We start from the raw sequence: 14,073 nt of genomic DNA on the forward strand, positions 1-14,073 counted from the left end.
ATTTTATCTATATGAATACAGAGACTATTGACAACATTAAAATGATAGCGGAAACAGCAAGAGAATTTGCTGAGAAAAATATCAGACCTAATATTATGGAGTGGGACGAGAGCCAGACGTTTCCAAAAGACTTATTTCACCAGTTAGGAGAAATGGGATTTATGGGAATTGTAGTTCCTGAGCAGTACGGAGGTTCTGGGCTTGGCTATCATGAATATGTTACCATTCTGGATGAGATCTCTCAGGTAGACCCGTCTATTGGTCTTTCTGTGGCAGCACACAATTCACTTTGTACCAATCATATCTATGAGTTCGGAAATGAAGAGCAGAGAAACAAATGGCTTCCACAACTAGCTTCAGGAAAGGTAATCGGCGCATGGGGACTTACAGAGCACAATACAGGTTCTGATTCAGGAGGAATGTCTACCACTGCTGTAAAAGATGGTGATGAATGGATTATCAACGGAGCTAAAAACTTTATTACTCACGCGATTTCAGGAGATATTGCTGTCGTAATGACAAGAACAGGAGAAATAGGGGCTAAAAACAACTCTACTGCTTTTGTTCTGGAAAAAGGAATGCCTGGTTTCACTTCAGGGAAAAAAGAAAACAAACTGGGAATGCGTGCTTCTGAAACGGCTGAGCTTATTTTTGACAGCGTTCGTGTACCGGATTCGCACCGTTTGGGAGAAGTAGGAGAAGGATTCAAACAAGCGATGAAAATTTTGGATGGCGGAAGAATTTCTATTGCTGCTTTAAGTTTAGGGACAGCAAGAGGCGCTTATAAAGCTGCTTTAAAATATGCCAAAGAAAGACATCAGTTTGGAAAAGCAATCGCTGAATTCCAGGCGATCAATTTTATGTTGGCTGATATGGCGACAGAAATTGATGCAGCTGAGCTTTTAATCCAAAGAGCTTCAACATTGAAAAATGCCAAGCAAAAAATGACCAAAGAAGGAGCAATGGCAAAATTGTATGCTTCTGAAGCATGTGTAAGAATTTCTAATAATGCGGTTCAGATCTTCGGAGGTTACGGATACACAAAGGACTTCCCTGCTGAAAAATTCTACAGAGATTCTAAATTATGTACAATCGGTGAAGGAACTTCAGAGATCCAGAGAATGGTGATCGGAAGAGATATTACAAAATAATTGATCATTTTTTAATTCTGATCATAAAATCCAATAGAGAATTATTCTATTAATAAATGAATAGCATACGTATTTTGCGTATGCTATTTTCTTTTTTTGAGACAATGCATCATTCAACTATATTTAATGTATTGCATAATATATTAAACACATACTCCAAATTTTTCTTAATTAATTTTGTTTTTCGTAATATAATTTTTATTAGCTTTGATATTCCACAATCAAAACAAATAATTAATATGAAAAAACAATTATCCATGATTGGAATGCTTCTCATAACGGGCATTTCTTTCGCGCAGACTGACCGTCTCTGGAGCGAAGGTTCAAAAAAAGCACCTTCAGACATTTTTGAAAACAAAACTCAGATCAATAATCCGAAAATCTACAGCTTAGATTTCACCGGATTAAAAAATGCCCTTGCCAAAGCTCCCAAGAGACTTGCCCCGGGAGAAAAATCAGAAACCATTATTTCTTTTCCTAATTCTGAAGGAAAGATGGAAAATTTTAAAGTAAGAGAAAATTCAAACTTTGATCCTCAGCTTGCCGCGAAATATCCGGATATCAAATCTTACGTAGGGGAAGGCCTCAACGACCCCAATTCAACAGTCTATTTCAGCATTTCTTCACTTGGACTGTCTTCTATGGAAATCTACGGTGATAAATCTGCCGTTTTCATTGAACCTTACGCTAAAGATCTTTCTTCTTACGTGGTCTATAAAAAGTCTGATAAAAAAGACAACCTCAACAAATTTGAATGTACCGTTATTGATGTCGCTCAAAAAGGAGTATCCAATTCCAATATCTCCGCAAGACCGAATGCTGATGATGCAAAACTGAGAACATTCAGACTGGCATTGTCAACAACAGGAGAATACACCGTCTATTTTGGAGGAACTAAAGCCAACGCACTGGCCGCAATCAACAATACTATGACCCGTGTGAATGGTGTTTTTGAAAAAGATTTTGCAGCCAGAATGGTTCTTATCGCCAATAATGACGCAGTTATTTACACGAATGCTTCCACAGATCCCTATTCTGCAGCTTCGGGAATGAGCAGCTGGAATTCCCAGCTTCAAAGTACCCTTACTTCAGTAATCGGGGAAGCCAATTATGACATCGGACACTTATTCGGAGCTTCAGGAGGTGGCGGAAACGCAGGGTGCATAGGATGTATATGTACCAATGGCTCAAAAGGCAGCGGCTATACTTCTCCGGCAGATGCCATTCCTTCGGGTGATAACTTCGACATCGATTATGTAGCTCACGAAATGGGACATCAGTTTGGAGGAAATCACACTTTCTCTCACAGTAATGAAGGAACCGGCGCCAATATGGAACCCGGATCAGGATCAACTATTATGGGTTATGCAGGGATTACTGCTCAGGATATACAACCGCATTCTGACGCTTTTTTCCACGCAATAAGCATCCAGCAAATTACCAATAACATCAAAGCTAAAACATGTCCGGTAAGCACTTCTACAGGAAATGCAATTCCTACAGCCAATGCCGGTCTTGATTACACGATTCCAAAAGGCACTCCATTCATGCTGACAGGAACCGGAACTGATGCTAACGGAGATTCATTAACGTATATCTGGGAGCAGATGGACAACGCTTCATCATCTCAAACAGGAGCCAGCTCTGCAGCAAGTGCTACAAAAGCAACAGGCCCAACATTCAGATCATGGACCCCTGTAACTTCTCCAACGAGATATTTCCCAAGAATGGCTTCTATATTAACAGGAGCGACTACAACTGCAGGTTCAGAAATTACTGTAGAAGCTTTGTCAAATGTTGCCAGATCATTAAATTTCAGATTTACAGTTCGTGACAACAGAGCTGGAGGTTCAGGAAATAATTCTGACGACGCTCTGATCACTGTGAACGGAACCGCAGGACCATTCAGCGTGTCTTCACAGAACTCTGCTATATCTTACGCAGGAGGAAGCTCGCAAACGGTTACATGGAACGTAGCAGGGACTACTGCCAATGGGGTCAATGCTGCCAATGTAGATATCCTTTGGTCAACAGACAGCGGAAATACATGGACCACCCTTCTTGCCGGAACACCAAACGATGGAACTCAAGCAGTGACCATTCCTAATTCATCCACTACAACAGGAAGAATTATGGTCAAAGGTTCCAATCACATCTTCTTTGATGTTAATAATGCTAACATCACGGTTAATGCAGGCTCAGGAACAGATACGGTAGCTCCTACAGCTCCTACCCTTGCCGCTTCCGGAACTACAGCGACCACAACCAACCTTTCCTGGAGCGGAGCCACTGACAATGTAGGCGTTACAGGCTATGAGGTATATATGAACGGATCTCTGATCGGCAATACAGCATCTGCTACCTATACCGTAACAAGCTTAACCCCTGCAACAACCTACAGCTTCACAGTGAAGTCTAAAGATGCAGCAGGAAATACATCACCTTCAAGCAACACGGTGAGTGTTACCACCCTTTCCGGAGGTACAGTGACCTACTGTTCATCCTCAGCTAGCAATACAGCTGATGAAAGAATCGGAAATGTAAAATTCGGAACCATTAACAATACTTCGACAGGAACTGCAGGATACGAAAACTTCACATCTGTTTCTACCAATGTAACAAGAGGAAGTGCTTACACGATCTCAGTAACTCCATCATGGACTTCAACAGTCTACAGTGAAGCGTACGCAGTCTATATTGACTATAACGGCGATGGCGATTTTACAGACAGTGGAGAATTGGCATGGTCCAAAGCAGGCTCTACAACAACTCCTGTAACGGGAAGCATTACCATTCCTGCAACAGCAACAGTGGGCTCTACAAGAATGAGAGTAATGATGAAGTACAGCTCTATCCCTACTTCTTCCTGTGAAGCGTACACGTACGGTCAGGTTGAGGACTATACATTGAATATCGTTTCCTCAGGAAGAGGAGCATCAGGATCTGATATCAAAGATTTAATCACCGATCTCAGAGTCTATCCAAATCCTGTAAGAGATGTATTATACATTTCAAATACGACATCTGAAGAGTACAAAATCTTCGATATGGGTGGAAAACTAATTAATTCAGGAAAACTAGACAGAGGCAGCGTTAATGTAAGCGGACTTATCAAAGGAGCTTATATGATCCAAATTGGAGAAGCTGGCAAGAGATTCATTAAAAACTAATAACCTCAGACCTATTTATTCAATACTGCTTCTTTTGAGGCAGTATTTTTTTTGAATTTTTTTAACCTTTTACGCCTTATTACATTTATTTTTTTCGATAAAATAAAAATCACATTATTATTTAACATATAATAAACAAATTTGATTTACGCTTGCTTAAAATATTACTAACGAGCGGTTTCCGTAGTAATTTAATCACTAAATTTAGAATTGACAAACAAAATATTCACATGAAAAAACAACTATTGATGATCGGGATGCTTATGATCACAGGCATCACTTTCGCACAGACCGACCGCTTATGGTCTCATGCTTCACAAAGAAAAACTGATGAAGTACAAGACAACAAAACAGACCTTAACAATCCCAAAATTTTCAGCCTCGACCTCACCGGATTAAAGAACGCACTTTCAGCAGCTCCCAAAAGATTGATTGCAGGACAAAAATCGGAAATCATTATTTCTTTTCCTAATTCTGAAGGAAAAATGGAAAATTTTAAAGTAACGGAAAATCCTAATTTTGAACCCGAGCTGGCCGCAAAATACCCTGATATTAAATCTTACATGGGACAAGGATTAGAGGATTCAGGCTCAACAATATATTTCAGTGTTTCCCCACTAGGCCTTTCATCCATGGAGATTTATGGAGATAAATCCGCTGTTTTCATCGAACCTTACACCAAAGATCTGTCCACTTATGTTGTTTATAAAAAGTCAGACAGAAAAGAAAACTTAAACAAATTTGAATGTACAGTCCTTGATGTGGCACAAAAAGGAACTTCCACAGCTATTGCCGCTAAAAATGCCAATGATTCTACGTTGCGAACTTTCAGGCTGGCACTTTCCTGTACGGGAGAATATACTTCCTATTTCGGAGGAACAAAAGCACAGGCCTTAGCAGCGATGAACAATACAATGACCCGTGTAAACGGTGTTTTCGAAAATGATTTTGCATCAAGAATGGTACTTATTTCCAATAATGACGCTGTCATTTACACCAATGCGTCTACCGATCCTTACTCGGCATCTTCACAAAAAGAGAACTGGAGCTATGAACTGATGCAGACTTTGAACTCAACAATAGGGAATGCAAATTTTGATATAGGCCACGTATTCGGCAGAGACGGCGGCGGCGGTAATGCAGGCTGTATTGGTTGTTTATGCAGCAATGACACATCTTATACAACACAGAGCGGAGTGAAATATCCTAACAACTATAAAGGAAGTGGATATACCTCTCCTGGGAATGGAGTTCCTTCCGGAGATACTTTTGATATTGATTATGTAGCCCATGAGATGGGACATCAGTTTGGAGGAAACCATACATGGTCTTACACTACCCAAAGTGGACTTCAGCCTATTGAACCCGGTTCAGGATCTACGATCATGGGATATGCGGGAATTACCGGTTATGATGTCCAGCCCAATTCCGATGCTTTCTTTCATGCGCTAAGTATTGAGCAAATCACCAATAATATCAAATCAAAAACCTGCTCTGCCAATACAGGTACAGGGAACTCCATCCCAACAGCTAATGCAGGACTTGATTATACCATTCCTAAAAGCACGCCGTTTATGCTGACCGGATCAGGAACTGATACAAACGGAGATCCACTTACTTATATCTGGGAGCAGATGGACAAAGGAACTTCCTCCCAAACAGGAGCTAATTCTGCAGCAACCGCAACAAAAACAGCAGGCCCGACCTTCAGATCATGGACGCCTACTACTTCTCCGGTGAGATATTTTCCCAGAATGGCTTCGATCCTGACGGGAGCTACCACTACAGCGGGTACTGAAATAAATGTCGAAGCTTTATCTTCGGTTGCAAGAACATTAAATTTCAGATTCACAGTAAGGGATAACAAAGTTGGTGGAGCTGGAAATAATTCGGATGACACTAAAATAACAGTTAGCGGTACAGCCGGACCTTTTAATATTACAACCCAAAATACAGCAGTTTCTTATACCGGTGGAAGTTCTCAAACGGTGAACTGGAATGTAGCAGGCACTACCTCCAATGGTATTAATGCAGCTAACGTAGATATTCTTTGGTCTGCCAACAACGGAACTACATGGACTACTCTTCTTGCCGGAACCCCTAATGACGGATCACAGGCTGTAACAATTCCTAATGTAACGACGACTACAGGGAGAATAATGGTTAAAGGCTCCAATCATATCTTCTTTGACATCAATAATGCCAACATTAAGGTAAATGCAAGCGCAGGAAAAGCAATTCAGGACCCAAAAGAGGTCATTACAGACATTAAAGTATATCCTAATCCTGTAAGAGATATTCTGAACATTTCGAACACAACGTCTGAAAATTATAAGATTTTCGATATGGCTGGAAAACTAATCAATTCAGGGAAACTTGAAAGAGGCAGCGTCAATGTAAGCAGCCTTATCAAAGGAGCCTATGTTATTCAAATTGGAGAGACTACGAAGAGATTTATAAAAAATTAACCCACTTACTTATAATCTGAAAGGCCGTTCAATACTTGAGCGGTCTTTTTTATGAGTATTCCTTATTCAAATGATAAAAACATGGGATTAATGGTAAATGATAAATCATCAGAAGAAAAAAGAAAATAAAACTAAAGTAGCCCTCAACACTATTGTTTATTTTTACTGTGAAATAATGAATAAAAGACAACTATTTATCATTGAAAAACAATCAATTAACATATTTTAAATATGCATATTATTTTATTTCATAAAATTCACCATTATTTGAGTTTTTTGATTTAATTTTAGCGCACAAAATAAGGCTTGTATTGTACCGCTGAACCAGCGCATTTAAAGAGATATCTGAAACTGAATTTTCTTGTAGATGGTGATACATTCTTTTATTTTCATCTTATTCTTAGATACGAATTTGTCAATGTATTCAACCAGTATTTTGCATTGATGAAAACGCAGGTAAATCTAATGATAACTGTATGGTATTTTTTAGATAATCAACCCATTATCCATAAGTGCCTCCAGCCTAAATTATTTTTCAGAAAGAGATGATCAGCAAATTGCTTCAAAAAAAAAATAATAACCATTAAAACTATTTATCATGAAACATTTATTTAAGTACTTTCTATTTTTTACAATGGCTTCTTTCTCAATAGCGTGTAGCTCAGACAGAGAAGATGAAATTGACAATTCAACAGGAGTCGTTACACATGTATTCTATAAAAATGCTGACGAATTTGCATTAACCTATGACACTGGCGGAACCGTAAACCAAACCATCAGAAATCAGGCATTTGATTTATATAAACTGGGTAAATGGGCTGAACTTGAAACGCTGTTTAAAACTAATAATCTTAATGGAGGCTGGCCACCTGCCAACGGTGGTTACAATATCTATGACGATGTTTCATTTCAGGCCGGACAAAAATTTGACCGATACAGCGGTGCGGTCGGCAGCTATGACGGAACAGGAATTCCTACTTTGGGAGGAAGTTTCACAAGCCCGATCATCAATGGATATGTTTATACTTTTTCACAAAGAGCGTTGAATCAACCTGAAGTTAAGTATGATTTTTATTATGAGATAGATGTTCTGAATAATTTACTTCCTTTCAAATCTCAGGTAGGCGATGTTATTCCATGGTTTAATCAAGAGGGTGGCGGCAAACAGACAATGTGGAAGATTCCGATTGATGTTGCCACTGGCTATCAGAAGACCTGGAATAAACTGGCTCAGGAAGGATACGTAAGAATCACCATCAAAAAAAGTCCTAGCGGAAAATATAATAACTTAGCAGGTACAGTTATTCAGCAATAAAAAGACGCTCATGTATTCAATATCAAAAAAAATAAATATTCTTAAACAGGCACATGTGGCAAAGGATTTTTTCAGCAATGATGAAATTTCGCGCTCGGCAGCAACAGAATTCACCTGTTGTGACTGTGGTCATCATAACACCATTGAAATAGTGCCTTACCAATCCGGATTCCCTATTTTTCAGATCTACAATGAAGATCAGGTATTATCCGCAAATGAATTGCTGCAAAACAAAGTGGTCTCCAAAACTTCAGACAGGATGTTGCATTTTGGAGAATTAACGGTCAATGATTTACCGACTCTGTATTTTGGAACCGACTGCTCATCATGCCATTCAACCTACTTCTGTGTGTTCAGTTATGGCGAAAAACAACCGGGGTTAACGGTGTTGAATATTTCTGGTATCTGGAAATATGATTAACAGGAATCATTTATTTTTGAATTTCATAAAACCACAGTCTAAAGATTGTGGTTTTTTCATGACTTTACTGTAAATGAAATCTCATTTTTATATACAAGTCAAACCATTTGACTTCATTGATTTTTTTAATGATTTTATGTTTTACAATCTGTCCTGAGTAGTACAAATTTTCCAAAATCGTTTTCTATCTTTGCGTAAATAATAAAATTCATGGATAAAATTGACAGTCTGAACCAAGTTGCAGAATTCCACACCACTTTTAAAGCCCCTATTTTAGATACCCCACAAATCCCTTCTCAGGAAAGATGCAACCTTAGAGTTGAGCTTTTGCAGGAAGAATTAAATGAATTAAAACAAGCTATTGCTGATAATAATATCGTAGAAATTGCTGATGCCCTATGTGATCTTCAATATGTTTTAAGCGGAGCAGTCCTTGAATTCGGACTTGGCAGTAAATTTGTAGAGCTATTCAACGAAGTACAGCGTTCCAATATGTCTAAAGCGTGCGATAATGAAGAACAGGCAGAAGAAACGGTCGCATTTTATAAAGAAAAAGAAGTAGAATCTTTTTATGAAAAATCCGGAGAGAAATTTAACGTCTACAGAAAAGCAGACCATAAAGTTCTTAAAAACAAGTACTACTCTCCTGCTGATTTAAAAACAATTATCGAAAAATAATATGAAAAAATTTATTACCAATATTGTTGCCGTTTCAAGTCTTGTCCTGGCATCTCAACAATTCAGCGCCCAAAAAGTGGTAATGAACCGTGAGGTAGAAACCCAGAACGACGGCAAAATGCTCTTGGGAAACCAATTTAAAGAGCAGTTTTTAAAAGCCCCCTATGCAGACTGGTATGTGAAAGAGCATGACGAATATGCTATTGACCAGAAAGCTATCGGGGAACTGAGAAAAGCCAAATTTAATACCTACTCTATTGTCGTTTTTATGGGAACCTGGTGCGAAGACAGCCACAGGGATTTTCCTAGACTGATGAAAATTTTGGAAGAATTAAAGTATCCTGATAACAAAATGACCATCATTGCGGTGAATCGTAAGAAAGAATCTCCTACCGGAGACGAGGTACGTTATAATATTCAGAAGGTTCCTACTATCATTGTAGAAAAATATGGAAAAGAAATCGGAAGGATCATAGAAATGCCCACGACCGGATATATAGAAAGAGATCTGGTTCAAATTCTGAAAAAAGATGACAGTTCTGTAATCAAAGAAATTTTTAACAAATAGTGTTGAGAAATTATAAAGTAATCCTATCATTTGCAGCGGGAATTCTCGCTATGCTGATTCTGTTCTTCGGACTAAAATCATTTTTAAATCTTGGAGGAAAGACGGAAAAGTCCGATTATTATATTCTGACGAACCAGATATCCAAGATGAATAAAATGGTGGTTATGGAACAGGATATCTCCAGCATGCAGAAAACAAAAATGGGCTACGAGGTGTTTGGAAAAGAAGTATCCAACAACAGCATTATCACGTATACCAAAACCAATGCACAGGTGTCTTATGATCTGAACAAAATGAAAATGGAAGTAGACTCCATTAATAAAAAACTGATTATTACCGAGCTTCCTGATGCAGATATAAGAATCACCCCAAGCGTAGAAATTCAGTCGCTGGATGATTCTTTCTTCAACAGAATCTCTGAAAAAGACATTAAAAATGTGACTCAAAAAGCAAAAGAAACAGCGGTTAATTCTGTTAATCAGAACCAGCTGAGAACTGAAGGACACAAACAATTAATGGAAAATCTTAATAATATTTTCGTTTTGGCAAAAGCTTTGAATTATACTATAGAAGACGAAACCGGCAAGCTCGGCGTTTTAGGACTCTAAAAATATAAAGCTATGGATTCAGAAGATAACAAAAAGAAAGAATCTGCGAATAATGCAGAAACCAAAAAGCAGAATGAGGATTTTCAAAACATTCCTGCTTCATCAGAAAAAAGTAATCCGCCTGATATTGATAAAGAAGACGTTCAGAAGCCTTCTAAAAATAAATCGGGAAAAACGGATAATACTAAAAAATAAACCAAAAGGTTCTGCTCAATTGAGTAGAACCTTTTTTATTGAAAATTTTTACCTCCAAAAGTCGCAAAAGATGAAAATATACGATTTTCTTTCTTGTAATAGTAAATCTGTTAAACCATTTTAATAAAAATGACTCATCATTCCCCTCCTCCGGAGGGGTGGCAAAAATTCAAAGAATTTTTGACGGGGTGGTCAAAAAGAACACGTATTTTTTGAATCACTAAGACTCACCAGCGTAAAACGAAAATCTGTGTGGGTTAAAAAAAGTAAAATAGTAAGCAGGCAGAAACAGAAAGATTCCGCTCAAATGAATGAACAGAACCTTTCTTCCTATCTATTATTATATGGACTACTTTAGAAATTAAACGATCGTAGACTTTCCGATCTTGATATTTTCGAAATTATAATAGGATTTTTCTGAATATTTAATATAATCTGCAATAAAACTTCCTACTTCACCGGTAGAATAATGCTGTTCAGTATTGAGATCAACCGTAACGTATCCGTTTTCTATAGAATGTTCCACCGCTCTTCTTAATTTATCTGCCGCTTCTGGAAGTTCAAGATAATCAAGCATCATGGCTGTACTTAAAATCGATGCTACAGGATTGGCAATACCCTTTCCTTTGGCTTGCGGATAAGAACCGTGGATGGGTTCAAAAAGCGCATTTTCCTCACCTATTGACGCTGATGGAAGAAGTCCGATAGAACCTCCGATAACACTGGCTTCATCTGAAATGATATCCCCGAACATATTTTCAGTTAAAATAACATCAAACTGTTTAGGATTCAGAATCAGCTGCATAGCCGCATTATCTACAAATAGATAATCAAGCTGTACATCGGGATACTGAGAAGCAATTTTCTGACAGGTTTTTCTCCAAAGCCTTGAAGTATCCAAAACATTAGCCTTATCAACCAGCGTAAGTTTCTTTTTCCTTTTCTCTGCTTCTTTAAAAGCCATATGAGCGATTGGGATAATTTCTTCAGTGCTGTATTTACAGACGTCATAGGCATATTTACCATCAGGATCTGTAAATTTTTCACCGAAATAAATACCACTTACCAATTCTCTGAAAATCTGAATATCCGTTCCTTCAATAATCTCCCTTTTTAAAGGACTTTTATCGATCAGTGAAACATACGTTTTCAAAGGTCTGATGTTGGCATATAAACCTAATTCTTTACGCAGCTTCAGAAGGCCTTGCTCAGGCCTTACCTTTGCCTCAGGATTATTGTCGAAAACCGGATCACCGATGGCCCCGAACAATACCGCATCTGAATCTTTACAGATTTTCAATGTTTCGTCAGGAAGCGGATCTCCCGTTTTAAAAATGGCTTCAGCGCCCATTAATCCATAAGAATACTGAAAGGCGCATTGGAATACTTCGGCCACAGCATCCAGTATTTTAATGCTTTCAGTGACCACTTCAGGTCCTATCCCATCTCCCGGAAGAACCGCTATTTTAAAATAACTGTTGCTCATACTTTTGTGTTTTTAGTTCAAATTCTTTGATCGCCTGTTTTTTGCTGATTAGAAAATCAATATCGTCATAGCCATTGATGAGGCATATTTTTTTGTAAGAATCAAGTTCAAAAGTTTCTGTTTTACCATTAAAACTGATGGTTTGCTTTTCTACATCCACCGCAATTTCAGCCTCAGGATTTTCAGTAATAGTCTTTAAAATTTCTTTCAAAAACTCTTCAGAAACTTTTACCGGAAGAAGTCCGTTATTTAATGCATTTCCTTTAAAAATATCAGCAAAATAGCTTGATATGATGACTTTAAATCCATAATCTGTCAAAGACCATGCTGCGTGCTCTCTGCTGCTTCCACACCCGAAATTATTTCCGGCAACCAGAATTTCTCCGGTATACTTAGGATTGTTCAATACAAAATCGGGATTAGGTTCTCCTGTCTGAATCGTAAACCTCCAGTCTCTGAACAGGTTCTCTCCAAAACCTTTTCGGTCAATGCTTTTCAGGAATCTGGCAGGAATAATCTGATCCGTATCTATATTTTCTGCAGGTAACGGTACTGCACAGGATTGTATATAAGTTAATTTTTGCATTTTGTCTGTTTGATCTGTTTAGTTTAAGCTTTCAAAAGCTGAAATTCTTCCTTCTATAGCGGCTTTCGCTGCTGTGAGCGGACTGGCAAGAATCGTTCTGGCTCCCTGTCCCTGTCTTCCTTCAAAATTCCTGTTCGAGGTTGATACGCAATATTTTCCTTCAGGGATTTTGTCATCATTCATCGCGAGACAGGCTGAACATCCGGGCTGACGAATCTGAAATCCTGCATCATTGAAAATCTTATCCAGACCTTCTTCATAAATTTGTTTTACGACCTGCTGCGACCCCGGAACAATCAGAGCCTTTACGCTTTCAGATTTATTTTTCCCTTTAATATATTGTGCTGCGGAACGGAAATCTTCTATCCTCGCATTGGTGCAACTTCCGATAAAGACATAATGTACTTTGATTCCCGAAACTTTCTGACCTGCTTTTAAGCCCATATACTGAAGCGCTTTTTCTTCAGATTCATTCTGAGGAACTGGGATCGCTTCATGAACTGAAATTCCCATTCCCGGATTAGTTCCATACGTGATCATTGGAAATATTTCTGAAGCATCAAAAGTCAATTCTTTATCAAAAGAAGCTCCTTCATCCGTCTTAAGGGTTTTCCAATAGGCTAATTTCTCTTTCCACTCCTCTCCTTTCGGGGCGAATGTTTTTCCTTTTACATAATCAAATGTCGTAGCATCCGGTGCAATCATTCCGCCTCTAGCTCCCATTTCAATGCTCATATTACAAACGGTCATTCTCCCTTCCATCGACATTTCTTCAAAAACATTTCCTGCATATTCACAGAAATAACCCGTTCCGCCATCGGTTCCGATTTTGGAAATAATATAAAGAATGACATCTTTCGCCTGAACATTTTCATTGAGTTCACCCTTAACTGTAATCCGCATAGATTGAGGCTTATTCAACAACAGGCACTGACTGGCAAAAACCTGAGCAACCTGACTGGTCCCAATACCGAACGCTATAGCTCCGAAGGCACCGTGTGTAGAAGTATGGCTGTCTCCGCATACAATACTCATTCCCGGCTGCGTAATTCCCAATTCAGGAGCGATGATATGAACAATTCCCTGGTATTGATGCCCTAATCCAAACAGTTCAACCATATTTTTTTTGCAGTTCTCTGTAAGCTGCTCTACCTGATTTCTTGATAACTCATCCCTGATCGGCTGTTCCTGATGGAGAGTGGGGACATTGTGATCTGCTGTAGCGATAATTTGTTTGGGTCTGAAAACTTCGAGATTTCTTGCTTCGAGCTCTGCAAAAGCCTGAGGACTTGTCACCTCATGAATCAGATGTTTATCTATATAAATAATTTGAGGTCCGTCGGGAATAGTTTCTACAACGTGAGCATCCCAGACTTTGTCAAAAAGTGTCTTTCTATTAGTATCCATATTCAATTTTCCTTGATTTT

At 38.5% G+C, this 14,073-nt stretch carries 12 protein-coding genes; 9 read left to right on the top strand and 3 right to left on the bottom strand.

Annotated features, from left to right (window positions below; all coding sequences use genetic code 11):
- Positions 1-11 precede the first annotated feature (11 nt).
- The 9 genes from EG346_RS19270 to EG346_RS19310 all read left to right on the top strand — a co-directional run bounded on the left by EG346_RS19270 (position 12) and on the right by EG346_RS19310 (position 10,574).
- A complete protein-coding gene (locus EG346_RS19270) occupies positions 12-1,151 on the top strand; it encodes an acyl-CoA dehydrogenase family protein (RefSeq protein ID WP_073330856.1) in 1,140 nt (379 codons plus the stop codon).
- Positions 1,152-1,390: 239 nt separating this feature from the next.
- Positions 1,391-4,321, top strand: coding sequence for a reprolysin-like metallopeptidase (locus EG346_RS19275; protein WP_073330859.1), 2,931 nt, complete (start codon positions 1,391-1,393; stop codon positions 4,319-4,321).
- A gap of 230 nt (positions 4,322-4,551) precedes the next feature.
- Positions 4,552-6,789 (top strand): reprolysin-like metallopeptidase, encoded by a 2,238-nt coding sequence (locus EG346_RS19280; RefSeq protein ID WP_123880871.1) that lies wholly within the window; start codon positions 4,552-4,554, stop codon positions 6,787-6,789.
- Positions 6,790-7,387: 598 nt separating this feature from the next.
- Positions 7,388-8,104, top strand: a complete 717-nt coding sequence (locus EG346_RS19285) for a glycohydrolase toxin TNT-related protein (protein WP_073330862.1) — start codon at positions 7,388-7,390, stop codon at positions 8,102-8,104.
- Positions 8,105-8,114: 10 nt separating this feature from the next.
- Complete coding sequence (locus EG346_RS19290; protein ID WP_123880873.1) at positions 8,115-8,525, top strand: hypothetical protein; 411 nt, start codon at positions 8,115-8,117, stop codon at positions 8,523-8,525.
- A 210-nt stretch (positions 8,526-8,735) separates the two neighbouring features.
- Positions 8,736-9,203, top strand: a complete 468-nt coding sequence (locus EG346_RS19295; protein ID WP_123880875.1) for a pyrophosphohydrolase domain-containing protein — start codon at positions 8,736-8,738, stop codon at positions 9,201-9,203.
- 1 nt (position 9,204) lies between these two features.
- The gene (locus EG346_RS19300; RefSeq protein WP_073330868.1) at positions 9,205-9,771 is read left to right on the top strand and encodes a TlpA family protein disulfide reductase; all 567 of its coding nucleotides are present in this window, start codon (positions 9,205-9,207) and stop codon (positions 9,769-9,771) included.
- A gap of 2 nt (positions 9,772-9,773) precedes the next feature.
- Positions 9,774-10,379 (top strand): DUF4230 domain-containing protein, encoded by a 606-nt coding sequence (locus tag EG346_RS19305; RefSeq protein WP_073330871.1) that lies wholly within the window; start codon positions 9,774-9,776, stop codon positions 10,377-10,379.
- Positions 10,380-10,391: 12 nt separating this feature from the next.
- Positions 10,392-10,574 (top strand): hypothetical protein, encoded by a 183-nt coding sequence (locus tag EG346_RS19310; protein ID WP_073330873.1) that lies wholly within the window; start codon positions 10,392-10,394, stop codon positions 10,572-10,574.
- A 361-nt stretch (positions 10,575-10,935) separates the two neighbouring features.
- Here the strand turns inward: EG346_RS19310 and leuB are convergent, their stop codons facing one another.
- From leuB to leuC, 3 genes are read right to left on the bottom strand one after another with little or no spacing between them, the layout of a single operon-like run.
- On the bottom strand, positions 10,936-12,060 hold the full coding sequence (gene leuB, locus EG346_RS19315) for a 3-isopropylmalate dehydrogenase (protein ID WP_123880877.1): 1,125 nt from the start codon (positions 12,058-12,060) through the stop codon (positions 10,936-10,938).
- The gene (leuD, locus tag EG346_RS19320; protein ID WP_123880879.1) at positions 12,041-12,646 is read right to left on the bottom strand and encodes a 3-isopropylmalate dehydratase small subunit; all 606 of its coding nucleotides are present in this window, start codon (positions 12,644-12,646) and stop codon (positions 12,041-12,043) included. The genes leuB and leuD overlap by 20 nt, the downstream gene beginning before the upstream one ends.
- Positions 12,647-12,664: 18 nt before the next feature.
- Positions 12,665-14,053, bottom strand: coding sequence for a 3-isopropylmalate dehydratase large subunit (leuC, locus tag EG346_RS19325; protein ID WP_123880881.1), 1,389 nt, complete (start codon positions 14,051-14,053; stop codon positions 12,665-12,667).
- Positions 14,054-14,073 lie beyond the last annotated feature (20 nt).

Source organism: Chryseobacterium carnipullorum (genome assembly GCF_003815695.1).
GTDB lineage: Bacteria > Bacteroidota > Bacteroidia > Flavobacteriales > Weeksellaceae > Chryseobacterium > Chryseobacterium carnipullorum.